At 58.8% G+C, this 24,364-nt stretch carries 22 protein-coding genes; 9 read left to right on the forward strand and 13 right to left on the reverse strand.

Annotated features, from left to right (window positions below; genetic code table 11):
• Positions 1 to 76 precede the first annotated feature (76 nt).
• A complete protein-coding gene (locus ACP7E0_RS08065) occupies positions 77 to 1,627 on the forward strand; it encodes a sensor histidine kinase (protein ID WP_426124158.1) in 1,551 nt (516 codons plus the stop codon).
• 1,020 nt (positions 1,628 to 2,647) lie between these two features.
• Here the strand turns inward: ACP7E0_RS08065 and ACP7E0_RS08070 are convergent.
• From ACP7E0_RS08070 to ACP7E0_RS08085, 4 genes are all read right to left on the reverse strand, one after another.
• On the reverse strand, positions 2,648 to 3,049 hold the full coding sequence (locus ACP7E0_RS08070) for a type II toxin-antitoxin system VapC family toxin (protein WP_426124160.1): 402 nt from the start codon (positions 3,047 to 3,049) through the stop codon (positions 2,648 to 2,650).
• A complete protein-coding gene (gene vapB, locus ACP7E0_RS08075; protein WP_426124161.1) occupies positions 3,049 to 3,285 on the reverse strand; it encodes a type II toxin-antitoxin system VapB family antitoxin in 237 nt (78 codons plus the stop codon). The genes ACP7E0_RS08070 and vapB overlap by 1 nt, the downstream gene beginning before the upstream one ends.
• 879 nt (positions 3,286 to 4,164) lie before the next feature.
• On the reverse strand, positions 4,165 to 4,764 hold the full coding sequence (locus ACP7E0_RS08080; protein ID WP_426124163.1) for an alpha/beta hydrolase: 600 nt from the start codon (positions 4,762 to 4,764) through the stop codon (positions 4,165 to 4,167).
• Positions 4,765 to 4,775: 11 nt separating this feature from the next.
• Positions 4,776 to 5,708 carry a VOC family protein gene (locus tag ACP7E0_RS08085; protein ID WP_426124165.1) on the reverse strand — a complete coding sequence of 311 codons (933 nt, stop codon included), beginning with the start codon at positions 5,706 to 5,708 and terminating at the stop codon, positions 4,776 to 4,778.
• A 467-nt stretch (positions 5,709 to 6,175) separates the two neighbouring features.
• Between ACP7E0_RS08085 and ACP7E0_RS08090 the strand changes: the two genes are divergently transcribed.
• The 5 genes from ACP7E0_RS08090 to ACP7E0_RS08110 all read left to right on the forward strand — a co-directional run bounded on the left by ACP7E0_RS08090 (position 6,176) and on the right by ACP7E0_RS08110 (position 7,865).
• Positions 6,176 to 6,385 (forward strand): cold-shock protein, encoded by a 210-nt coding sequence (locus tag ACP7E0_RS08090; protein ID WP_037110252.1) that lies wholly within the window; start codon positions 6,176 to 6,178, stop codon positions 6,383 to 6,385.
• 171 nt (positions 6,386 to 6,556) lie between these two features.
• Positions 6,557 to 6,778 (forward strand): hypothetical protein, encoded by a 222-nt coding sequence (locus ACP7E0_RS08095; protein ID WP_426124166.1) that lies wholly within the window; start codon positions 6,557 to 6,559, stop codon positions 6,776 to 6,778.
• Positions 6,779 to 6,999: 221 nt separating this feature from the next.
• Complete coding sequence (locus tag ACP7E0_RS08100; RefSeq protein ID WP_426124167.1) at positions 7,000 to 7,380, forward strand: DUF6481 family protein; 381 nt, start codon at positions 7,000 to 7,002, stop codon at positions 7,378 to 7,380.
• Positions 7,381 to 7,481: 101 nt separating this feature from the next.
• Complete coding sequence (locus ACP7E0_RS08105) at positions 7,482 to 7,691, forward strand: AbrB/MazE/SpoVT family DNA-binding domain-containing protein (protein ID WP_426124169.1); 210 nt, start codon at positions 7,482 to 7,484, stop codon at positions 7,689 to 7,691.
• A gap of 21 nt (positions 7,692 to 7,712) precedes the next feature.
• Positions 7,713 to 7,865: a type II toxin-antitoxin system PemK/MazF family toxin gene (locus ACP7E0_RS08110; protein ID WP_426124170.1), complete on the forward strand. Its 153-nt coding sequence runs from the start codon at positions 7,713 to 7,715 to the stop codon at positions 7,863 to 7,865.
• 5 nt (positions 7,866 to 7,870) lie between these two features.
• On the opposite strand, the gene ACP7E0_RS08115 is transcribed toward ACP7E0_RS08110, so the two are convergent.
• Both ACP7E0_RS08115 and ACP7E0_RS08120 read right to left on the reverse strand, forming a co-directional pair.
• The gene (locus ACP7E0_RS08115; protein ID WP_426124171.1) at positions 7,871 to 10,021 is read right to left on the reverse strand and encodes a mechanosensitive ion channel family protein; all 2,151 of its coding nucleotides are present in this window, start codon (positions 10,019 to 10,021) and stop codon (positions 7,871 to 7,873) included.
• Positions 10,022 to 10,185: 164 nt separating this feature from the next.
• Positions 10,186 to 13,425 carry a PAS domain S-box protein gene (locus ACP7E0_RS08120; RefSeq protein ID WP_426124172.1) on the reverse strand — a complete coding sequence of 1,080 codons (3,240 nt, stop codon included), beginning with the start codon at positions 13,423 to 13,425 and terminating at the stop codon, positions 10,186 to 10,188.
• A gap of 288 nt (positions 13,426 to 13,713) precedes the next feature.
• Here ACP7E0_RS08120 and glgX point away from each other — a divergent pair, with 288 nt between their 5' ends.
• A complete protein-coding gene (gene glgX / locus ACP7E0_RS08125; protein WP_426124174.1) occupies positions 13,714 to 15,801 on the forward strand; it encodes a glycogen debranching protein GlgX in 2,088 nt (695 codons plus the stop codon).
• 46 nt (positions 15,802 to 15,847) lie between these two features.
• Here the strand turns inward: glgX and glgA are convergent, their stop codons facing one another.
• Both glgA and ACP7E0_RS08135 read right to left on the reverse strand, forming a co-directional pair.
• Positions 15,848 to 17,326 (reverse strand): glycogen synthase GlgA, encoded by a 1,479-nt coding sequence (gene glgA, locus ACP7E0_RS08130; protein WP_426124175.1) that lies wholly within the window; start codon positions 17,324 to 17,326, stop codon positions 15,848 to 15,850.
• A 261-nt stretch (positions 17,327 to 17,587) separates the two neighbouring features.
• On the reverse strand, positions 17,588 to 17,827 hold the full coding sequence (locus ACP7E0_RS08135; RefSeq protein WP_426124176.1) for a DUF2934 domain-containing protein: 240 nt from the start codon (positions 17,825 to 17,827) through the stop codon (positions 17,588 to 17,590).
• A 325-nt stretch (positions 17,828 to 18,152) separates the two neighbouring features.
• On the opposite strand from ACP7E0_RS08135, the gene ACP7E0_RS08140 reads away from it, so the two are divergent.
• Positions 18,153 to 18,539: a hypothetical protein gene (locus ACP7E0_RS08140; RefSeq protein ID WP_426124178.1), complete on the forward strand. Its 387-nt coding sequence runs from the start codon at positions 18,153 to 18,155 to the stop codon at positions 18,537 to 18,539.
• 14 nt (positions 18,540 to 18,553) lie between these two features.
• Here ACP7E0_RS08140 and ACP7E0_RS08145 read toward each other — a convergent pair whose 3' ends face one another.
• From ACP7E0_RS08145 to ACP7E0_RS08165, 5 genes are all read right to left on the reverse strand, one after another.
• Positions 18,554 to 19,234, reverse strand: a complete 681-nt coding sequence (locus tag ACP7E0_RS08145; protein ID WP_426124180.1) for a spermidine synthase — start codon at positions 19,232 to 19,234, stop codon at positions 18,554 to 18,556.
• A gap of 57 nt (positions 19,235 to 19,291) precedes the next feature.
• Positions 19,292 to 20,338: a glutathione synthetase gene (locus tag ACP7E0_RS08150; RefSeq protein WP_426124182.1), complete on the reverse strand. Its 1,047-nt coding sequence runs from the start codon at positions 20,336 to 20,338 to the stop codon at positions 19,292 to 19,294.
• Positions 20,339 to 20,346: 8 nt separating this feature from the next.
• Positions 20,347 to 22,245: a flavohemoglobin expression-modulating QEGLA motif protein gene (locus tag ACP7E0_RS08155; protein ID WP_426124184.1), complete on the reverse strand. Its 1,899-nt coding sequence runs from the start codon at positions 22,243 to 22,245 to the stop codon at positions 20,347 to 20,349.
• Positions 22,242 to 23,063, reverse strand: coding sequence for an N-formylglutamate amidohydrolase (locus ACP7E0_RS08160; protein WP_426124185.1), 822 nt, complete (start codon positions 23,061 to 23,063; stop codon positions 22,242 to 22,244). Before ACP7E0_RS08160 ends, ACP7E0_RS08155 begins: the two co-directional genes overlap by 4 nt.
• 152 nt (positions 23,064 to 23,215) lie before the next feature.
• Positions 23,216 to 23,893 (reverse strand): TetR/AcrR family transcriptional regulator, encoded by a 678-nt coding sequence (locus ACP7E0_RS08165; protein WP_426124187.1) that lies wholly within the window; start codon positions 23,891 to 23,893, stop codon positions 23,216 to 23,218.
• 127 nt (positions 23,894 to 24,020) lie between these two features.
• Here ACP7E0_RS08165 and ACP7E0_RS08170 point away from each other — a divergent pair, with 127 nt between their 5' ends.
• On the forward strand, positions 24,021 to 24,284 hold the full coding sequence (locus ACP7E0_RS08170; protein WP_426124188.1) for a hypothetical protein: 264 nt from the start codon (positions 24,021 to 24,023) through the stop codon (positions 24,282 to 24,284).
• The last annotated feature ends 80 nt before the right edge of the window (positions 24,285 to 24,364 follow it).

The raw sequence follows: 24,364 nt of genomic DNA on the forward strand, positions 1-24,364 counted from the left end.
TGGAACTGTCGTCACAGCTTCGCTACTGTGTTCGCGCGCGCGACGGATCGTATCGCAAGGGGTGAACGGGGCGACTATGAAATTCGAGGGACTACACACGGCGACCGTGTCGAAAGCCGCGACGGCCGTCATGGGGACGATGTTTGTAGGGTCGCTGCTGCTACTGGGACTATGGCTCTACGAAAGCTGGTCCTCCGCCCAGCAACGGACGGAGGACCAAGCCGTCGCCGCCGCCAAGATCGTTGCTACCAATGCGAAGTGGATTGACGCCCTCGCCTGGCAAGCTCTTCAGCGCATCGATGAGTCGCTCGGTTCGGATGTCCGCGTCGGGGACAAATCTAAGGTAAGGGACATCAATGAGGCGGTGGAAAACCTTCCTGGTCAGGTGGAGGCTTATGTCGTTGACCGGGACGGAACGACGCTTCTTTCCACCGATCCTGCGGTCAAGCCAGTTCCGATAACGGACAGGCCGTATTTTGCGGAGCTTAAAAAGGGCGCGCGCAAACACGTTTCATCTTTGCTTGTCAGTCGTCAGAACGCTCAGCAGATTTTCGTCTTTAGTCGCCGCATTGAACGGAATGGCGCGTTCGCCGGCGCGGCGATGGTTTCTTTCGAGGTCGACATCTTCGCGGACATTCTGGAGTCCGCCGATTTGGGGCCCGATTCAACAGTTGGAATCATCCGTCGCGATGGCCAGCTCGTTGCTCGGTTTCCGCTGGCAAGCGGGCCACTCGACATGAGCGGCTATGTCCTGTTCACGGACTATCTTCCCAAATTTCCGACCGGATCATATTTCGCGGTTTCCCCGGCTGACGGCGTCGCCCGGACCGTGGGATATCGGTCGGTTGAGGGGACAGATTTCATCGCCGTCAGTTCCGCCGGATATCAGGCGGGCATGCGGTCCTTCTGGAACGACTTGTTGATCGCTGTCGGAGTGCTGTGCCTCGCGGCGATCGGGCTGATCGCGGCTGCTAGCTGGATCACGCACCTATTATCGCGAGACATCGCCCGTTCGACGGCCCTTTCAGTGGCTTTAGAAGAAAACCAGCTACTACTCCGGGAAATCCATCACCGCGTTAAAAACAACCTCCAGTCTGTGCAGTCGCTCATTAGGATGCAGCAGCTGCCTTCGGAAGCGCAGAAGTCCCTGTTCGACCGCATCGCCGCGATGATAGCCGTCCACGAGCAGATTTACAGTCGTGATCAATACGCAAAGGTGTCGGCTAAGCATCTCCTCACTGCGGTGGTCGATATGCTCGTCAAGTCCTACGGGAACTCAGTCGAAGTCGAATATGCCATTGAGGACATCGATGTCTCGGCCGACACGGCCACGCCTTTGGCGCTTCTTGCCAACGAAGTTGTCACAAATAGCCTCAAGTATGCGTTCCCAAATACCCAGGGCGGAAAAATAGCCGTGACCTTGAAGGCGTTGTCCAAACGCAGGGCATGCTTGGTCATCAGTGACGACGGTGTGGGGTTCGACCGCGAAAACATGCACTCTGGAATGGGTTCTCGTCTCATCAAGGGGGTTGTGTCGCAGCTGCAGGGCGAGTTCATCTACCAAAGGAATGACGGGACGACCTTTACGGCTGAGATGGACATTATTGAGACGGCGGACCCTGCTTAAACAAAAACGTTCTGAGTGGGTGACTGCCTTAGCCCACCCTCTTATGGCAGCGTTTTAACCGAGACTGAGGGGTTGGCCAGATCGAGGTTTGGTCGATGCTTGGACCGCCGATTACGAGGCTCGCTTCGACATCAGAGGCGACGTCGCTTGAGATATGCTCGATCCAAGCGATGGCTGTTCCTCCGGTAACCATAAGCCAATCTATTCTGGATTATTGAGGCTCCAACAACTCAAGGAGCACATGCCATGCAAGTTTCGTTTCTCTTCAAAAATCCAGAAAAAGTGGTCGCGATTGCCGCGATCGTCATCTGGCTCGCCTCGATTCTACAAGCAATCGCGGTGTCGTGATCTGCGGCTATTCTGGCTCCTGTGTGGATGTTTTCGGAACCAACCGTTCAAAAAAACCTCGCTTAAGCGAGGTCAAGATCGGCTCCATCGACGCGAGGCAAGAGAGTTGCGCGCTGGTAAGTTGTCTCATGACCAAGACCTCGTGAACAGTCCCCGCATGAGGGTGTTCCCAAAGTTTTCAGGCTGGGCGCCTCTATCGTCTCAGGTGTCAAGCGCATCGGAATGCTCTGAGCGGTAAATACCTCTGTCGCATTGGTCTACGGCATGATTCCGTTTGCTCGGGCCGTCCAATTCTCTGGTCACCCAGACCGGCACGATCGATGCCATCAAGGTGCGCCATTCCGGCGGCGTTCAGCACAAGGTGAAAGCAACTACCGCGTGCTGGGCGAGGCCGAACGCACGCTTGCCGCTCAATAGGACTGGTCAACCCTTCGGCTCAATCGGGAGGAATCCAATATTCTCGCCGATGCCCCGCATGTACTTCGGTTTGGCGACAGTGAAGGCGAGACGAAGGGGCCAATCAAAGCCGACGAGCTCCCAGACCCGATACTCTTCATTTTTCGCTGATCGTGCCTTGGTCGTTGGCACTCGCACCGGCACGAACGCCGGACAGGTCCCCTTCCCGGCCCCTCAGGGCATAGCCGCTGGGACGGGTTAATTGGTTTCTCTGCGTTACGCATCCAGCCAGTTTTCGAGCTTCAGTCCGGTATACGCCAGGAAGTCGCGCGTATTGTTGGTCACTAACACCGTGTTAAGGGCGATTGCATGCGACGCGATCAGTTTATCGAGATGATCTTTCTTCCGGTCTCTTGTCGCCATTCGAACTGGACCATAGGCACGCGCTGCTGAAATCCCGAACGGCTCTACCATGATCAGTTCGGCCAGGGCTGCGAGATTATCAAGTTCCCGTGTGGGATCATCGGATGCGGATACACCATACTCGAGTTCGGCGAAGGTGATGGCAGACATGACCACGTCTCCGACATAACAACTGGCAAAGCGGCGTGCGACCTGCTCCGGCTGGTTTTTCATCAGGTAGATACACATGTTCGTATCGAGCATGTAGCGCGCCATCAGATCTTATCCCGCTCGTCTTGCTCATGGGACTCTCTTCCGTCACGCATAAGATCCGGAGAGAAGCGGGCGAATACATTCAGAACGCCGGCCAGGGAGCGATGCACCGGACGAATGCGAAGCTCGTCGCCCACGCGCTCGATCTCCAACTCGATATCGGTCCGGTCAAACGCCAGTTCGGCGGGGATACGCACAGCCTGGGAATTTCCGTTCTTAAAGGCTTTCGTTGTGTGCATGGCGTTCATCCTTGTGTGTACGTGGATGTACCATACTCCATTATTTGAAATATGTACATCCTTGGTGTGTACATATGGTGCTGTGTTCGCAATCTTGCTAATGTGCCGGTGTCACGTGGTACTCGCCCAACGGAATAGATGCGTTGAGATCTGCGGCTGCGATGGCAGCGCATCTCACGAATAAAGCGTCACGCCGTGTTCGGGCCCATCCAACCCCATAGAACTGGTTTCCCGATTCGAGAAACGATCTCTTGCGGCTCGTCCAAGTGTCGACTGGCGAGATATTGAGAGCGCGACCACGCGCTAACGTCTGCAAGGAGCATCCGCAGGAGCGTATGGGCATCATGTGCCTAAGATTGCCGCTCTTTCGATAGGCCGGTGCTCGCGCCAATGGGCAAGCGCGCCAGGGCGCTGTCGGCCGTGAAGCAAAAACGGCTTTCACCGCCAGGGCGTTGAACCTTCCGTTTTTTTCTGCCCGTCCGACCCATGACCCGATCCCCCCCTACCGGGAGCGGGCTTGGGCCCCCTCCCATCGTTTCGAGGAACGCGTGAGCACGTCCTTCGGACCAAAGGAGGGGCTTCGCCCACCAGCGGGTTTGCAAACCCAATTGAAACGAGACCTCAGGAGACCGATACCATGACGACGACAATCAACATCGAACAGAACGGCAGACCCAAAGAACGTCCTCAAGACCTAATCCGCTGGGCAAGGCGATCCCTGACATTGCCGCCCGTTTTGGAACCACGGAAATCATCGAGCGCCGTTGTCTGGCGTTGGGCCAAACTAGAGTGCTTTCAGCATCGAGGCATGACAGCGCCCACGTATTTCGGCAACGAACGAGCCCTCCTCTCCTTTACTGAAGAAGAGGGCGGAGCTGATCACCCCAGAAACCGCTTGATCGCCTCAACCTCGTTCGGCCGGATATCGTGGCCGCCAGTGTGCCATTCCGTTTCCACGGTCGCCTTCTGTGCCACAAAATAGTCGGCAAGAGCCTGCGTTAACGGGGCCGGGCAGATCGGGTCGCGTTGGCCGGCGGTGATCAGAATCTTTTTTCCCGCCAGCAACGCATTGTCCTTCGGTTTGAAGGGAATGAGCGGATGCAGAAGGATCGTCTTGTCGAACAGGTTCGTCTCGATCAGCAGGTTAGCGAGAATGTTGGCGCCGTTGGAGAAGCCAAGGCCGATCACTTCGGACGCGTTGTGTTCTTGCGCGAGCGTGCTGACGAACGCCGCCATCTTCCCGGTCGCCCGGGCAAGGTCTGCCATGTCGTAGACGCCCTCGCCGGTGCGGCGGAAGAAGCGTGCCGCGCCATGCTCGGATACGTCGCCGCGTGGCGAGACGATCGTCGCATCCGGCAGGACATCGCCACCGAAGTCGAAGAACTGCCGCTCGTCGCCACCCGTTCCATGAAAGACAAAGAAGATCGGTTTTCCGGGGGCACCGGCCTTCAACCGGTGCACATAGCCATAATCGGTCATGCTGTTCTCCCTTAGCCTTCCAGCTTTTGCAGGTGCTGCTCGAGGATCGGCCGCAGGTGCTTGTGCTGCTGTGGCAGTTTCAGCGCTTCGCCGAGATGCGCCACCTCCTCGTCACGGTCGAAGCCCGGTTCGTTGGTGGCGATCTCGAACAGGACGCCACCCGGCGTGCGGAAATAGATCGCCCAGAAATAGTCGCGGTCGATCACCGGCGTCACATGGTAGCCCGTATCCATCAGGGCTTGGCGCACTTCCAGCTGCCTTTCGCGGTTCTCGACCGAGAAGGCAACGTGGTGCACGGAGCCTGCACCCTGCAGGCCGCGCTGGATGTTCGGCATGGTTTCAAGGTCGATAAGACCCGCTCCGTTGCCGCCGGAAACGATCAGCCGGGTGACGCCATCCTTGGCCTCCAGCGTTTCATATCCCATATACTTCAGAAGCTCGGCCGTCGCCCCTTCGTCACGAAGGCGCATGGCAACCGAGTGGAAGCCGCGGATCGCGTGATCCCCGGACACACCGTTGGCGGTCCAGACCGGACGGTCGTCGTCGCGGACTTCCACCAGTGCAAAACCGTCGCCATCCGGACCTGCAAAGTTCAGGCGCTTTTCACCAAAGGTCTCTTCCGCCTTGAGCCCCGAAACGCCGCGCTTGGACAGGCGGTCGCTCCAGAAACCGAGCGAACCTTCAGGAACAGAGAACACCGTGGTGCCGACTTCACCAGTTCCCGGGCGGCCCGGCCCCATATCGGGGAACGGAAAATAGGTCATCACCGAACCGGGAGTACCGGTCTCGTCGCCGTAATAGAGATGATAGACATCCGGTGAATCGAAATTGACGGTCTTCTTGACGCGGCGCAGGCCGAGTGTGTCAGTGAAAAACTGATTGTTGGTACGCGCGTCAGCCGCCATCGAGGTGACGTGATGCAGTCCCTTGATCTGAGTGAGCATGATCTGATCCCTTTCTGCCCGAGCCGGGCTTCGTGTCGCCGATATAGATGTGCCTCTTTTGGCAGCAGCGATAGACACGCGGAGCTGGACGCATTGTCTTCATTTGCTGAACAGTTGAAAATCACTGTTCAAGGAAGCCCTGATTTATTGTGCTGGATTTTCACGTCGAGCATAAGGTCGATGGAGGCGCGCTCGCTTGCCGGAACGTGGTTTGACGGGTCATCGAAAACGCGGGAAGACGAGAGTGAAATACAATCTAAAGGATTATCAGAAGCCGCAAGAAAAACTAAAAGTTGACAAGACGAAAAAGACCATCTATATCAACATACATCGATAGTTGTTTGACTGATATTTGTTTCTGCCCGCGCTTGCGCGTCTCTGACGAACTTCCCCCTTCAAAAATCGAGACTACTGATCGCCGTGCGTCGTACGGTGACGGATGCATGTTGCTATTGAAAGGGTTCGTTATGACCACTGGCACAGTTAAATGGTTCAATTCCACAAAGGGCTTCGGCTTCATTCAGCCTGACAACGGCGGCCCGGACGTTTTCGTCCACATCTCCGCTGTCGAGCGGGCCGGCATGCGTGAAATCGTCGAAGGCCAGAAGATCGGCTACGAGATGGAACGCGACAACAAGTCGGGCAAAATGTCCGCTTGCCAGCTTCAGGCTGCTTAAATCGGATTGAGCCTCTCCGGTGACCACGGATGTACTGGCATCGTTGATGAGGTGAAATCCAATTGAAGGTCAGGCAAATCGCCTGGCCTTTTTTCTTGGCTAAACAGCCAATATGCGCACCGTCTTCGACAGAATGATCTGGACGAAACGCCGGTGCGACAGCACCAGGATATGATTGTGACCGATAATTCTACAAAAGCCCGCGATCACGCGGAATCGGCATTCAGCCGCACACAAACCCAGTTCATGGCCCGCACCCGGACGATTTCTGAAATCGATGCGGTCGCTGCCGAGCGTGATGCGAAGACACAGCGGCTGCGGGAATTGCGGCTGGAAAAGGAAGCTGCAGCAACCGCCAAGGCTGCGGCATCAGAGAAATCAGCGAAACGCTGACGGTTTGGCGCGGCTTCCGCGGCCCCCAGATGGCTGTTATCATTCAGTCTTAATAAAATAGGACGGAAAAAGACGGCGGCCTATCTATTTTTTTGCCGCTTCCACTCTATCTTGGGAATGCGCAAAATGCGAAACGAGACATATGTCGGCTGGCACGGCGACGAATTCTTTCACCGGCCATGCCCGGCCAACCATAGATCTGCAAACAAGGACGACGAAGATTGAGACACGCATCCGATAATGGCTTTGCCGATCGGCGCAAAGCCGCAGCCGAAGCTAAGCAGCAGCTTTTGAAGAAGTTTGCAACGGCACCGAAGGCTGACGACCCGGAACTGGCAGCCAAGCTCGCCGAGCGGCAGGCTAATACGGCTGCTCGCGAAGCCCGCCGCGCCGAGCGCGACCGCCTGAAGCAGGAAGAAAACGAGCGTCAGCTCGCTGAAGCCGCAGCACTGACGGCAGCCGCAGAGCTGGAATCGAAAGCCGAAGCAACGGCCCGAGAAGAAGCCGCCCGCGAGCGCATCGCCCGCGTTGTCGCCGACGAAGCCGAACGCAAGGCCGAGCGCGATCGCCGCTATGCCGCACGCAAGGCCCGCCAGCGCTAATTAGAGTGAAGGCCGGACCGACGTCCGGCCTCCTCATTGACTCCATAGCCGAAAACTCACCCTTGCTACGGTCCGTTAACACATTGTTGTAACGATGCCGTTTGGACATCATTCCCAAGCCGCTTCTTCCCGAATTTGGTGTCGAAGCCGGCGACAGTGTCGAGCTCAAGGTAGAAGCCACGCGGATCGTCATCGAGCGTGTGATCAATCCACTTCGCCAGGCTGGGCCGAGGATGCCAAGAAACTGGCTGCGTCCGGGAACGATATCCCCGAGTGGCCTGAATTTGGCAACGAAGACGATGCTGCCCTGACATGGTGACGCGCGGTGAGGTTTGGCTGCAGCACTCGATCCCACGATTGGGCTTATCCTCTTGGAACAATCCCGCGCCCTCGATAGAAAACGGCTCGTCAAACGTCTGAGTAGCATCCCAGCCGCTGTCCTCAGACAAACGCTAAGGATGCTGCGAGAGCTTTACGACGGATAGATGCCTCAGACACCCTCCCCGGTTTCTGCCAACTTTTTCTGGTCCATCGCCGCCTTCACGGTTGCAGCTGCCGCCGCCGCCGCCGATGGGTCGTTGCTGGCGACCTGAACCGTTGGCGAGGCGAAGACGACGCCATTTTGGGTAAACGCCTCGCGGATCATCATATAGGCCTTCCGGCGGATCGTCGTCTGGTAGCCTGGCTTGGTCATCATCGCAAAGCTTAGGTTGATGCCATAATCGCCGAACTGTTCGACGCCCTTCATCTTGAGCGTCTCCAGGATCATCGCGCCGTATTCCTCATCCTCAAGAAGTGCCGCACCGACGCCCTTGACCATCTTGCGGACCTTGTTGATGTCGGTGTCGTAACCGACCGAGATCGTGAACTTATCGATCACCCAGTCGCGGCTCATGTTTTGGACCGCACCCAGCGTGCCGAAAGGTACGGTGAAAACCGGGCCACGGTGGTGGCGCAGCCGCACCGAGCGGATGCTGAAGGATTCAACCGTCCCCTTGTAGCTGCCGCTCTGGATGTATTCCCCGACCCGGAAAGCATCGTCCATCATGTAGAAGACACCGCTGATCACATCCTTGACCAGGGTCTGTGAACCAAAACCGATTGCGACGCCAAAGATGCCGGCACCGGCGATCAGAGGGGCCACCTGAACGCCAAGACCGGAGAGAACCATCAGCACCGCGATCACGGCTATAATGACGGCCAGCACGGTCCGCAGCAGCGGCAACAGTGTGAGCAGCCGTCCGTTTCGCGCCGCATGTGCAGTATCGCCCGTAGCGGAAGCCCGCGCCTGCTCCATCGTGCGGTTGATCACTGCCTTGGCGATCTGCCAGAGAATGTCGGCGACAAGCAGAATAACCGCGCCCGCCAGAACACCCTGAATCAGGCGATTGGTCATCGCCTCACCGGTAAACATCGAGGATCGCTTGCTGACGATGAAGCCGAGCCAGAGAACCGCGAGCGTGATAATAACCGCCCGAGCACCGCGTTCCACCAGCACCTCGATGACAGGATTGCCGCTACTGGGCATGTCTGGTTTGTCTGCAAACGCGTTTCTGGCCATCGCGGTGGTCGCTTTCAAAAGCCCCGGCAGAATGAGTGCGTAGATACCCAGCCAGAGAACGATGACGAGACCGGCGACCCACAGCGCCCATAGCAGGCAGAGATAAAATGTCAGCGCCCATTCCATCGCCCCACGGCCATGCGGACGTACGATCGCAGCCGGCCGGTTCCATACGGTTTCGATGGCAACCAACAGCAGTCCAAGACCTACCGCATAAACGACCACACCCCTCACCGCCGGCATAAAGTTCAGCGCTGCCATCACGCCGGCGAGCGCCCAGCCGGCAAACAGGATGCAGGCGAACCAGAAGATGCGTTTGTACCAGAAGGCCCCGGACGCACGATCGGCCGACACCAGACCAGCTGTAGCTTCAACGCCCTTGGCTGTATCAGGTCCGAGCAGCACCAGCCTGGCGATGCGGATTACGAAGCGGCAGGCAATGACGCCCAAAAGCAAGGGCAGCATCAGCGCGTCGAGCAGCGGCGGCCATGTCAGCGCCATGAACAAGCCAAGGCTTGCGAGGCTGAAGGCGACGAGGGGCGCCAGCAAGGCAAACAGATGACGGCCGGCGGCGTACAAGGGGTTTTCGGGCGCACCATCGGCATGGACCAAGGCGGCATGAACACGGCTTCGACGCGCGATGCGATGGAAAAGCCATTCAGCACCAAATCCGATCAGCACCAGCGCGAGAAACAGCACGAAAACGCCGAAGGGACCGTGGCCGTTGATATCGGATGCGATGGTTGTGCCTGCGCGCATAAACTCAGAGGGAACCAGTGGAATGGCCTCTCCGATGCGACGAAGATGATCGCGGACTTGGTCGCCCCAGGCGTTGAACGCTGTGGCTGACATGTCTGTATCGGGCTCGATAACCGGTGCGGCCGACTGCTTGTTGAGCAAGGCGCGAATCTCTGGATCGTCCAGCAGTTTGATCAGCTGATCAACTTTGTCCGCCGATGCCGGCGGACTTGCAGCCTGTGCAAGGACAGGTTGGATCAAAGCCGTCACAGCACCGAACGCCAAGGCCACAACAAATCCAAACTGCAACACTAACAGCCGGATATCACGAGACTTTTTCACGCGCCGAACCCCTCAACTCATACCGTCCCTCATGCACTTACGTGCATTTTAGAGAGTTAGAGCATTGCCCGGGAACTTTGTCACCTGCATCCGCGCGACCAAACATGACGCACGGTATTTTGCGCCGTTTCGGCCGGTTTTGGGTTGTGGGGCCTCCGCAGGCCCTACCCTTTCGTGACGTGGGCAATGGCTGCAGCCAACGTCTCGCCGGAAAAGGGTTTGACGACCAGTTGCACGTTCGGCCCCGGCATCACGCCTTCGACCTCACTATGGCCGGTGGCAAAGATCACCGGCAATCCGGAAACCAGGGCCTTGGCGCGCTCCGCCAGCATCACCCCCGACATGTCGGGAAGCCCGACATCCGTGACAAGCACATCAATGGACCGTTCGGACAGCACTGCGAGCGCCGTCTTGGCGTCGGCGGCCTCGAACACGGTATGGCCTTGGTCTTCTAGCATGTCGACCGTGCTCGCACGGATCAGCCAGTCGTCCTCGCAGACTAGGATCGTCTGTTTTCCGTCGGGTTGCCGGCCCCCCTCAACCTGTTTCACCGGCGGTTCCACAGGCAATACAGCCACCGACGCCTTTGCAAGGACATGCCGTATCCGGCGGGCAAGCGCCTCGCGTGTATAAGGCTTGCTCAACAGCTCGACCCCTTCGTCGAGCCGTCCGGAATGGACGATCGAGTTTTCGGTGTAACCGGAGGTGAACAGGACGCTCAGGTGCGGCAGCCGCTCCCGAGCCTTGCGGGCCAGTTCCGGGCTTTTCAAAGTTCCAGGCATGACGACGTCTGTAAACAACAGGTCGATGGAGGCGCCGCTTTCGATAACCGTCAATGCGCTTTGCGCATCCTTGGCTTTCAACACCCGATATCCGAGATCGGTAAGGATGGCGACGACGGTTTCGCGCACGGCTTCATCGTCTTCTGCAACAAGGATCGTTTCGCTGCCGCCTGTGATGGGTCCGACATCGCGCTCGACAATCAGGTCTTCCGATTGCGTCGAGCGCGGCAGATAGATCTTGATCGTCGTGCCATGGCCCAGTTCACTGTAGATCTTGATGTGACCGCCGGACTGCTTGACGAAACCATAGACCATCGACAGGCCTAGCCCGGTGCCCCTGCCCTCCGGCTTGGTGGTAAAGAACGGCTCGAAGACCTTCTCCAGCGTTTCCGGCGACATACCCGTTCCCATATCGGTGACTGCAAGCAAGACATATTGTCCCGGTGAAACATCGGCATACACCTCGGTATATTTGGCATCGAGATACGCATTGCCGGCCTCGATCGTCAGTTTTCCACTGCCGTTCATCGCATCGCGCGCGTTGATGGCGAGATTGAGGATGGCGTTCTCCACATTGCCCGGGTCGATATGGGTATTCCACAGGCCGCCGGCAACGATCGTCTCGACCTCGATTGCCTCACCAAGCGATCGGCGCAGAATGTCATCGAGATTGCGCACGAGACGGCCGATATTGACCACCTTCGGGGCAAGCGGCTGGCGACGGCCGAATGCCAGCAATTGTGAGGCGAGTTTGGATCCGCGGGCAACCCCGGCCATGGCATTCTGGATGCGCTGTTCGGCACGCTCATTGCCCGGCACCTCGTTGACCAGTAGCTGAAGGTTGCCGCTGATTACCTGCAGGAGATTGTTGAAATCGTGCGCGACGCCGCCGGTCAGATTGCCGATCGACTCCATCTTCTGGCTCTGGCGCAAGGCATCCTGCGTCTGGATCAGCTCCGATGTCCGCGCTTCGACCCGCTGTTCGAGTGTCGCGGCCAGCTCCGCAAGGGCGGCTTCGGCGACTTTCTGCTCCTGGATATCAGTATTGGTGCCGATCCATTTTTCGATCTTGCCTGAGCGATCACGCAGCGCAACGGCACGGGCTATGTGCCAGCGATAGGCACCATCATGACGGCGCAGCCGGAACCCGGTTTCGTACTGGTCACCCGTAAGGCGCGCCGCAGCCCAGGCTTCGGCAGCGTCGTTGATGTCGTCCGGATGAACAATCGCTCCCCAGCCATCCCCATCGAGCGTGCCCGCAGGCGTGCCGCTATAACGGTAGACCCGGTCGTTGAACCAGTCCAGCTGGCCATCCGGATGGGCGGTCCAGACATGGTTTGGCATCGACTGTGCCAGATTGCGGAACCGCGCCTCGCTCTCGGCGACCGCCTTTTCCGCAAGCTTGCGGCCGGAGATATCGACGAACAGGGCCGCAAATCTGTCCGGCCCGGCCTTGCGTGCCCGGACCTCGAACCAGCGGCCGTCTAACGCTTCTACCTGTACCTCGAAAATCCGGGCTAACCCGGTATTGACGACCTGTGCGTAGACTTCGAAGACGTCATCGGAAATCGTCGGGATGACTTCGCGGACGCTGCGCCCCAGTGCGCTGTCGGCCGGCACCCCGGAGTGCTTTTCGAAAGCAGGATTAACTTCGACAAACCGGAAATCGTTGATCAGGCCCTCGCGATCCCGGATGACCTCGCCGACGAAGAAGCCTTCCTGCATCTGCTCAAACAGCCCGCGCCAGCGCGCCTCGCCTTCGCGAACAGCAGCCTCCGCGCACTTGCGGTCAGTGATATCAAAGGCGATTCCGATAAACCGCCTTTGCCCACTTTCCGGGCTGGAGACGACCTCGCCACGCCGGGCGATCCAGCGGACCTCTCCGGTTTTGGGATCGATCCGGCGATATTCGACATAGTCGAGCGGATTGCTCTGGCTCAATTTTGCCGGACCGGTTTTGGCGCGGTCGTCAGGATGCAGAAGACCGACCAGAAGCTTGTCCGTTACCAAGACATCGGGGGCGAGGCCCCAGATTCGCCGATATTCGTCGGAGACATCCAACATGCCGGTTTGCGGATACCATTCGAACGTTCCGATACCGCCCGCTTCCTGGGCGATGCGCAGCCGCTGTTCGGTGCGGACGCGTTGGGTGGTGTCCTTGACGATCGCCAGCACGCCGGCCGGCACGCCATTTTCGTCCGGCACCGGGCTGTAGTCGAGATTGAGCCAGACATCCTCCGGCGAACCGTTGCGCTCAATAACCAGGTGCTGATCGCGATAGCCAAGTGTGCCGCCACCTAGCACGACCTTAAGAACGTTGGCGTTAAATTCCGCGACTTCCGGCCAATATTCCCGCACATTCGAGCCGAGCGAGATCGGATGGCGCTGGCCGGCAAACACGGCATAGCCTTCATTGTAGATCATCACGCCATCTTCGCCCCAGAGCAGGATCATCGGCACCTTGGCGCGCAGGATGATGGCAACGACGGACTTGAGGCTTCCGGGCCAGCTCGAAAGCGGGCCGATCGATGTCTTCGCCCAGTCGAAATGATGGATTAGCGACGCGATCTCGCCCCCCTCGGCCAGGAACGGGTAGCGCGTGTCGGATGCAGGCGGTTGCATGAAATCCTGAAATGAAAGAGGAGCCCCAACTGCGAAATCAATCGTCAGCAAAAGCTAGATAGCGCGTTTCATGGGCACATCAATCGCGCTTCGACAAATTTTGCCGTTTTTGACAGTGGCGGCAAAGATCTTGACTTGGCGTCTCGGGTGGGGATCGATACTCGCGCAAAGAGTGGAGCCGAGCCCAGCAACTCCTTACAATATTTCCATTCGAGCACCGTCGGGTGGAACAAACAGTGCGCTGCACAATTACCTCGAGCAGATTTTGCAAAGAAGGGATTTTCCGCAATGGATGCCAAATTGGACCAGTACAGAATAGAAGCCGGCGAATGGCAGCAGCTGGGCGCCGTTCCGGATCAAGATGGCGTGAACTTTGCGTTATTTTCAGCCCATGCGGAGCGGGTCGAACTCTGCCTGTTCGATGACAGCGGCTCAATCGAGACGGCGCGGATTGAATTGCCGGAATACACAAATGAAGTCTGGCACGGCTTCATTCCTGGCCTGAAGCCCGGTGCGCTCTACGGTTACCGCGTTCACGGCCCGTACGATCCAGCCAACGGCCATCGTTTCAATGCCAACAAGCTGTTGATCGACCCCTATGCCCGTGAACTCGTTGGTGACGTCGCCTGGTCGAAGGCGCATTTCGGCTATGATATCGATGCAGACGAGAAGGATCTGTCCTTCAGTGACAGCGACAGCGCGCCGGGCATGCCGAAATGCCGGATCGTCGACCCGAAAGCCTATGACTGGAAAGCCGATCGCGGCCCCAGTATCCCCTGGTCGAGGACAATCTTCTATGAAACCCATGTGAAAGGCTTCACACAGCTGCATCCGGCCATTCCGGAAAACCTGCGCGGCACATTCGAGGGGCTTGGTCACGAGGCGATCGTCGATTATCTGAAAAGCATCGGTATCACCTCGGTCGAACTGCTGCCGATCCATTTCTTCCCGGATGACAGCCATCTCACCGAAAAAGGACTTCGCAATTTCTGGGGCTATAACAGCCTCGGTTTCTTTGCACCCGCAACGCGCTACTACGGCCCGCGCGGTATGGACGGTTTCCGCGACATGGTGCGGGCTTTGCACGACGGCGGCATCGAGGTCATCCTTGACGTGGTCTACAACCACACCGCCGAAGGCAACGAGCTCGGGCCGACCCTGTCTCTCAAGGGTATCGACAATTTCTCCTACTACCGCACGCTGCCTGATGATCACCGCTACTACATCAACGATACCGGCACCGGAAACACGGTGAACACCTCGCATCCGCGCGTGCTGCAGATGGTGACAGACTCACTGCGGTATTGGGTCGAAGAAATGCATATAGATGGCTTCCGCTTCGATCTCGGCACCATCCTTGGCCGCGAACCGGAAGGTTTCGACCAGCGCGGCGGCTTTTTCGATGCGGTGTCGCAGGATCCGGTGCTCTCCAAGGTCAAGCTGGTCGGCGAACCATGGGACATCGGCCCCGGCGGTTATCAGGTCGGCGGCTTTCCGCCGGGCTGGGCGGAATGGAACGACAAGTACCGCGACACCGTGCGCGACTACTGGAAGGACACCGACGGGACCGCGCCCGATTTCGCAGCGCGCCTGCTGGGCTCCGGCGATATCTACGACCAGCGCGGTCGGCGCCCCTGGGCGAGCGTCAATTTCATCTCCGCCCATGACGGCTTCACCCTGAACGACCTCGTTTCCTACAACGAGAAGCACAACCAGGCGAACGGCGAAGACAACAAGGATGGACATAGCGACAACCGCAGCGAAAATTACGGCGTGGAAGGCCCGACCGACGATGCCACTATCAACGCGGTGCGCGACCAGCAGAAGCGCAATCTGCTTGCCACGCTGTTGCTCTCACACGGCACGCCGATGCTGCTTGCCGGCGACGAATTTGGACGCAGCCAGATGGGCAACAACAACGGCTATTGTCAGGACAGCGAGATCAGCTGGGTGCACTGGGAGAACCTGCCGGGCGGTGCCGAAGAGCTGCGTGGTTTCGTCCGGCAGCTCACGGCGCTGCGCGCCGCTCAACCGTTGCTGCGCCGCGAAAGCTGGCGCGATGGCATGACTGTCACCTGGCTCAATCCCGGCGGTGGTGAGCAGACGGAAGAGCATTGGCAGGACGAGGGCGGCACGACGCTCGGCGTGCGTCTTTCCCGTGAAGACCTCAAACACGTGGATGGCGTCTGGTCCGACACCCTGATCCTCTTCAACCCGCATGATGGGCCTGTGCCCTTCACGTTGCCGGATTCACCTTCCGGCACCTGGGCCTGCGCATTGACGACAGCGGCCATTGCGGAAACAGGGACAAGCCCGGATGTGCACACCGTCTTGGAGCTTCCAGCCCGCAGCCTCACTCTACTTCATCCCGCGTGATACGACACGATGGCTAACCAGAGTAGCGGCGCCCGGGCGGGCGCCGCTACTCTGCAGCCTTTGCCCGCTGGACAGGCCGCGTCTTGCGGCTGGGAATGAGCTGGGAGTAGAGCGCCGCATATTGTTCAGCACTCCGCTCCCAGGAGAAGTTGGCCTTCATGCCCTGGCTCTGCAGACGGGCCCATTTCTTGGGCTCGCGATAGGCAGAAAAAGCGCGATGGATGGAGAGCCGCAGGTTCTCGGCCGTCGCCGGATGGAACTGGAAGCCGGTTGCCACCCGCGCGGAAATCGCCGCGTCATTGGCATCGATAATGGTTTCCGACAGGCCGCCTGTGCGCGACACCACCGGAACCGCGCCATAACGCAGGGCATAGAGCTGGGTAAGACCGCAAGGCTCGAAGCGCGACGGCTGGATGATGACGTCGCAGCCGCCATGGATGAGATGGGCAGTGGCCTCGTCATAGCCGATGCGAACGCCGATGCGATCGGGATGCCGGCCGGCGATGGCCAGAAGTGCCGTCTCGATATGCTCCTCACCCTTGCCGAGCACGATCAGCCGGCCGCCGAGGGCAGCAACTTCCTCCGCCACCTCGGCCAGCATGTCGCCGCCTTTTTGCCAGGTCAGCCGCGTCACGGCAGCAAAGACCGGTCCGGGGCCGTAGTCCAGCCGAAAGGTCTCCAGCAGTTTGGCGCGGTTCTGCCCCCGCAGCCTGATGCGCTTGTGATCGTAGTTGACCGGCAGGTAGGCGTCCGTCGCCGGGTTCCAGATCTCCATGTCGATGCCGTTGACGATGCCCGTCAAAGTGCGCGGACGCGAACTCAGCGCTCCGGCCATGCCCATTCCCAATTCCGGCCCGATGACCTCACGCGCATAGGTGGGGCTGACCGTCGTGATGGCACTGGCAGTGCGGATGCCACCCTTGAGATAACTGACATCGCCATAATACTCGAGGCAGTCGAGCGAAACGCTTTCCGGCGGCAGACCGATCTGGCTGACGACCGAGGTTGGAAACTGCCCCTGGAATGCCAGGTTGTGGATCGTCAGGACGCTGGGCACCTTCTTGGCATTGCTCGAATAATGCATGTAGACCGAGGTCAGTGCGGTCTGCCAGTCGTGGGTGTGCACCACATCCGGAGCCCAGTCCGCAAGCAATCCGCCGGCAAGGGCGGAAGCCACATAGGATAAGACGGCAAACCGTTTCCAATTGTCGGGATGGTCCTGGCCGGCCTCGTTGAGATAGGGACCACCGGGGCGATTGTAGAGGGCCGGTGCATCCAGGATCAGCAGATCAAGCTGCTCGTACCGGGCTTCAAGTAGCGAGGCCTGGGCACCGAACAGGTCGGGGAAAAAATAGACCTGACGCGCACCGGGAAGCTTTGCAAACAGCTGCGGATAGCCGGGTACCAGCGTGCGTGTGTGACAGTTGTAGCTCTCAAGCGCCTTCGGCAACGAGCCTGTCACATCGGCAAGACCGCCGGTCTTGATCAATGGAAAAATTTCCGACGTCACCGAAAGTATCTTCACGCAGACCACATTCCTTGTACCACCGGTTAGCACTGCAACGCAGCTTCACGACGCATGTCGGCGAACCCCATGATGTTGTAAAGCGAGGCCGATGTCCGCAGAAAAACGCACCGCGCTGCAAAAAATTTTGCGCCGCAAAATCAAGCACCCGGAAAGGGAGAATTTCCGCCTAACGCGCTCGCCCTGACGCGCGGGATCGCGGGATCGGAGCCTCGAGACGTGGGCTGCCGATCACCCGGCAACCCACGAAACGTCAAAAATTCAAGCCGACTTGCTGCGCTTACGAGGAACAGGCTCTACTGGTGCTTCCTTCTTGACGACGGAAATGTTGGAGGTCTTAACCGGCGTGTGTGGAATTTCCTTAGCCGCGGCATTGGCCTCCTCCGTCAATTCCCGCAATGCCAGCAGCCAATGCAGGTCATGGCTGCCTTCTGGGCGGCCATCGGCATCCCACAAAGCGTAGGCCCGCATTCTGATGTCGTCTTCGCTGATATCCGTCATCTGCTTCTCCCCTTGTCAAAGTGGCCAAATAGAAACTGGGACGAGAGCGCTTGGTTCCGCCGGAAAAGCCCTTCACGAGATTTTAACGGGTGGAATGTCCGGGGCTGCAAAACCAGGAATTTCACACAGGATTTACGCGCTCCCAAGATTGCGAAATGGACCCGTCCAAAACATTCGCACCGCGATCCTACGCCCAATTCGCGTGCAGTCGATGGCTTTCACAACTACGGAAGGCGTTTTTGCACCATCTTGTTGGAACCAAAGACGGTGAGCGCCGTTATGACGAGCGCACCGGCTTTGGGGGCCGGCGTTTCAGGAGTGTGCCATGAGAAAAATTTTTGTTGCCCTCGTGCTGGTTGCATCGCCGTTGTTGGCCGTGTCACCCGCCGCTGCCCAATCGGTGAAGATCGAAGATATCTGCGTGAAAGTGGCAAAACATCTGCTGATGACCGAAACGTTCCATACCGGCGTCGTCCAGTCCTTCCCCGAACTCAAACCACCAGGCGCACGCATGACCTACTCGACCCGCGACGGGGTCGAGAAGAAGAACATGGTCGATACGATCGAATGCCAGTTCAACAGCGCCAAGGCACCGTTCGGGCTGAAACGGCTTTGTCTGGCCAGTACCTGCTATTCCGCTGCCGAGAAGAACGAGGAAAACAAGCGCCGCTTCGACGAGGTGCGCATCTTGCTGCAACGCGAAGGCCTTTAACGGCTGGACCCCGGTTAGCGTCCCGTCTTGGTCGCCATCCAGATCACATGGCGGGCGCCGCGGCCCGTGGTGCTGGCGCGCACCGACAGTTCCTCGACAGCAAAGCTGGCTTCCTTCAGTCTACGGGTGAAGCCTGTATCCTGCGCCGATGACCACACGGAGAGAACGCCGTTCGGCTTCAGTGCCGTGCGCGCTGCGCGCAGACCGGCGACGCTGTAGAGATCATCGTTCGCGCTGCGGGTAAGCCCCTCTGGACCATTGTCGACATCAAGCAGGATCGCGTCGTATTCGCCGGTCGCAGACTGGATAAGACGACCGACATCGCCTTCGCGGATCGATACCCTTGTGTCGTCCAGGCAACCGGCAAAAACCTCCACCATCGGGCCACGCGCCCAGGCGACGACAGCAGGCACGAGTTCGCCGACCGTTATCCGGGCATCGGAGGGCAGTTCAGCGAGTGCGGCCCTGAGCGTAAACCCCATGCCAAGCCCGCCGATCAGCATATGCGGTCGTGGATGGCTGCGAACGCGCTCATAGGACAGGCGAGCCAATGCTTCTTCCGAACCGCTCAACCGGCTGTTCATCAGTTCAATTGCGCCGAGCATGATGGAGAATTCGCTGCCGCGCTGTTTCAGGCGCAGTTTCCCACCACCATCAGGCATTATCGCGGTGTCAATCAGGGTCCAGGGTATCACGGGCGCTTCCAATCGGTTGAGGCGTCCGCGATAGCACAAATGGGCCTCGAAAACAGCCTAAAGCGTCGCCAATGCGCGGTTCGACATGGCACCGCCATAGGCCTTGCGGATGGCGGCCTTCTTCTCAAGCGCCTCGATAATGTCTTCGGAAAAATCCACTTTGTGCATGGCGGCAATCTCCGGAAGCCCGCCCGGCGTGAACACGTTGATCTCGAGGATCTTGTCGCCGACGATGTCGAGCCCGACCAGGAACATGCCGTCTTCGATCAGCTTCGGACGAACCATCTCGGCAACCGCGAGGATGTCGTCGGTGATCTTGACGGCCTCAGCCGTGCCGGCCGCGTGCATATTGGAACGGACCTCGCCCTTGGCCGGAACCCGGCGGAAGGCGGCATAGGCACCGTCTCGCTGCAGCGGCTTGCCGTTCATCATGAAGAACCGGATATCGCCTGCCTTGGCTTCAGGCAGATAGCCTTGCGCGATCAGGTAGCCTTCGCCGCTGACGGCTTCAAAGATCTGATTGAGATTGGCGTCGTCAGGCGTGGCGATCTTGAAGACGTTCTTGCCACCGGACCCTTGAAGCGGCTTCAGGATAACGCCTTTGCGATGATTGGCGATAAAGGCGCGGATTTCTTCGATGCTCTTGGAGATCAGCGTTTCCGGACGCACCGCCTCGGGGAAACCCTGAAAATAGAGCTTGTTCTGAGCCAGCGCCAGACCAGCGGGGTCGTTGACGACGATCGATCCCCTTTCGCTCGCCAGCCGCCCGAACATCGCGCCGATATGGGCAGCCCACGGCCGGTCGTCGGAATCAAGCGACGGATCGTTGCGCAGGAAGATGACATCGACCTCGCGGACATCGATGGTCTGGACCTTGGCGTCCTTGCCCTGGAAATGGTCGTGGAAAGCCTGGGCGTTCTTGTATTTTCCGGCGGCAACCGTCGTCGCCCGCACCATCAGGCTATCATCCGGGCGCAGGACAAAATCGCCCGGCGCGATGTAGCAGACGTCATGGTCACGGGCGAGCGCCGCCATTGCCAATGCGGTGGTGCTGAAAAAAGGTTCCTCACTCTCGATCGAGTTGACGAAGAATGCGACGCGCATGGTGGCTCCTAACTGATGATCATATCCAACGGGTTCAGTCCTGCCCGCGCCTTGTCGAGGCGGACCTGTGCTTGCGGATGAGAGAGAAACGCCGGGCGGATGACCGGCGCCTTAAGCAGGCCACGCAGGCTCAACTCCTGCATCACCCGGAAATGCGAAGCGGAAATCTTGCCCATCCAGAATGGGTCGAGCGCACCGCCCGACTTCAGGTGGCTGAGCAATTCAAGCAGGCCGCGCAGATAGATCGCATCCTTGGCAAGCCCGCCGCCCCGATAGAGCCGCATGGCCAGGTGGAAGGCGGCAACCGGACCGAACCCATGTTCATCGACGAGCATGGCGTAGGTCTCGGTAAACGGACGTCCCTCCAGCATCGCCGAACAGGCTACCACACGGGCGGCGATCAGCCGTAGCCGCCCGACAGTCATACCGCCGGCCATGTATTCGGAAAACACGGCAAGGCCTTCCTGCATGCCCTCGTACCCGGCAAGGCCGGAGCGGAAGAGCCGCAGCCCCTGCGCCGAACCGTTGAAATAGGTAAGGAGATGGACACCGATCTCGTGACTCAATAGCGCATGAACGCGGGCTTTCGGCATCAGGGTGTGGCGGGAAATCAACAGGCGTTCGCCCGACACCAGCATGCCGGACGGCAGGTCGTCGCGCAATTCGACCTCGGCCGAAAAACCCGGATACTGGCGGTGATACTCTGCGATCATGGCGCGGGCGGCAGCTTCGACCTCATGACAATCGGCGGTGTGGGGATCGCTCTCGATATCATCCCCATCGCCACCGAGCACTGCCGTTTTCGCCAGGATCTCGGTGGCCGCCCGATAGAGCGACAGCTCCACCGGACCATAGAGGGCACGGCCATATTCGACGAAGCGGCCGGTTTCGCGCGCTGAGATCAGCGACAGTTGCAGATCCAGTTCTTGCTGCTTCTCACGGTAGAGATGGTAGAGAACCGGATCCTCGAAGCGATCGAAAGCGACGGAAAACAGTTTCCGTTTCTCGGCCTCCACCTGTACCGACAATGGCCGGTAAAGAAATTGCGGTTCCTTTTTGAACTTGCCCGCCTTGAACCCCTGCCAGGCAGCATCGGTATTGATGGGGGTGACCGCCAGCAGGAAATCGAAGCTTGAAGCAACGTCATCGATGCGGCGGTCGGCGCGGCTGACGGCGTCGACGAAAGCCTTGCGGCCGAGCGCCCGGTGCGTCGTCAGCTTCAGACTTTGCGTCGCGCCGACGAAGGCCGCGAACGCTTTCAGGCCGGCGTCGAAGATGTTGGCGACGAGCCGTTCGCGCAAGTCGGGATAGATGTGGCCTGATTCAGGCTGCCGGTAGATCGGCGCGAACCGGAAGGCGACAAGCGGGAAGCCGGTTTGCCCGGCCAGGGTCGCTGCCTGGGAAACCGCCTCGAGTTTAACCCGATCGACGTGCGGGGTCCGGAACTTGACCTGTCGCAGGTCGGCGCCTTCTGCCAACGCCGTCGCCGCTTTTTGAGCGGCCATGTCATCTGTCGAAGCAATCCGGATCTCGAAGGGTGGCAGATAAGGCGCGTCATCGGTGATCAGCGTGTCATGATCGAGTTCGTCGATGTCCAAGAGCAGGAACGCGCCAAAACGCTCGTTCAGAACCGCCCCCACCGCCTCTATGATCGGCAGGGCGTCCTCGATGTCGTCGACCACCAGATAGGACGCATTGGCAGCGGCGATATCTCTTGCCGCAAGATCGTCCCTGCCCTTGCCGATATGGACGGACAGGAAGGGCAACGGCCGGTCGATGTGAAGGCGGCCGCCATTGCCGAAATCCTTGCGCACCGATTTGCCGAGGCGGATGCTCTCCAGGGTTTCTCCCAGCCATTGCGGATAACCGGAGGTGGTCTGGCGATGGTTGCGGCGTTGGCTGGTCATGACCGCGCCCGCAGCGTCTCACGCAGAAGCGGCAGCGACAGGCGGATCATTTCCCGCATCGCTTTCAACGCTTCGATGTCCGGCTCGCCGGTCCACTCATCCATGAAGAATTTCTTGAACTCGATGGCGATGGCGCAGCCGGTGTTTGGAAACCGTTCATGGACAAAACGCGTCTGCTCGCCCTTGCCCTGAAAAGCGACGTTTTCCCGCACATCCATCCGCTGGCCGCGAAATTGGAAGCCACGCAGTTGCTCAAGGAAGGGATCGAGTACCGGTGCCCAGCGTTCGCGATCCATCGAGGACGTGCCGATATTGATCTGCGGCGCTTTGTCGAACGGCATTTCTGAACCGTTGGGACCGTCACGGCGGTGATTGTAGCTGTGGACGTCCAGGACGACGAAGGCACCGTATTGCTGATCAAGGCCACGAAGGTACGTTTCCAGCATGGCATAATAGGCGTCGTGGACGCTCAGCGACGAAGCAATGGCAGTGTCGGGCAGCTGCCGCGCGAAGACCTTCAAACCCCAAGCCTGTTCCGGCTTGAGATAGATTGCGCCATCACGGGCACGGTTGATGTCGATCTCGAAACGGGAGCGATGAAAGACGATCCGGTTGGGAAGGTCGCGTATGAAGAATTCGGTAAAGGGATCTTCTTCGCGCAGCCGCTGATCGGCGCTCAGGCCAAGGAATTCCTGCAAATTACTGCGGATATGATGACCGTTGTGGATGGCCGTGCCAACAATCGGCGAGGCACCGCGATGCGCCGACCACCAGTCCTCTGGGTCTGAATTAACAATGAATTCCTGTAAGGGGGACATGCTGTCCTTCTCGTTGGCGGGCAGTGGCAAAGCTGCGCTTTTCAATCAACGAGTAAATGGATGCGAGGCGCGTTTGTTCCATCGAAAGCTTCGACGTTGCGGGTCATCAGCCTATGCGGGCAATATCGTACAGGCGGCCGAAATTTTAACCTTCAGACTATTTCGGCGGTGCTTTTTGCGCGCTGCCGGAATGAGGCGATGGCTGCCTCGCAGGCGCGCATGAAGCGCATCGACGGACCTTCGCTACCCGTCGCGAGCTTGCTCACCTGGGCACCCTCCATCAACATCGAGAGAGTATCGGAAAGCAGCTCCGGTTCGCTCACACCTGCATCGCGACAGAGCTTTTCAAGACGGCGTTGCTGCTCACGCTTGAAATTTTCGATCACCGCATGGGCGGGATGGCCTTGCTCCTTGAGTTCGACGGCCGCATTAGCAAGGTCGCAGCCGTATTTATCGTCGGCCAGACACTGTGCCCGGGCTTTTACCCAGCTGTGAAGCTGAGCCATCGGATCGTTTGGAAAAGAGGCTTCGAGCTGATCCCAGAAGGCGGCGGCTTTTTCCGAGGTAAATCGCAATGTCTCGCAGATGAGATCATCTTTCGATCCGAAATGACGGTAGAGCGTCATCTTGTTGGTCTCGGCGGCTTCGGCGATCGCATCGACGCCGATACCGCGGATGCCGTGTTGCCGAAACAGCTCACAAGCCGTTGAAACAATACGATCTCGCGGCGCCTGGCGCACTTGCACACAGTCACCTCTTTCCAGCCTTACATCTGCCGGTTTCGCAGAAGATACGGATTTCGAATTTTTATTGACAAGGCTTCTTGACATAGGTGTGACCGGTCGGTAACTATTCGAATGTTACTTAGTAGTAACACCGCTATGAAACGATGTCAAGTTTAAGACACCGGCCGGGATCGCCCGCCGGAAAAGACGATGAACCCGAAGGAATACCCCAATGCACCAGGCAAACAGCGATCTGACCATCCTTGAGGTCCTGACGGACCCGATGATCCGTGCCGTAATGCGTGCGGATGGCGTCACGACCAATGAAATGAAAACGCTTCTCTACTCTGCTGCCAGTGCGCTTCGCCAGATGCAGCCGGGAACGGTGAGCGCCAAAAATCATACGGCCAACCTGCTCGCGGCTCCCAAGCGCCGCCTGCTGTCGATGGTCCATCCGCTCGCTTCGCGCTCCGACTGCTTACGTATGAGCGCGTAACGAAACCAGTTCTCCCGGCGCATCCCTCAAAAGAATGCGCAAACAGACCCAGCCGGGCACCTCCGCCGGCTGGGTTTTTG

The organism is Pararhizobium sp. PWRC1-1, assembly GCF_049897905.1.
GTDB lineage: Bacteria > Pseudomonadota > Alphaproteobacteria > Rhizobiales > Rhizobiaceae > Pararhizobium.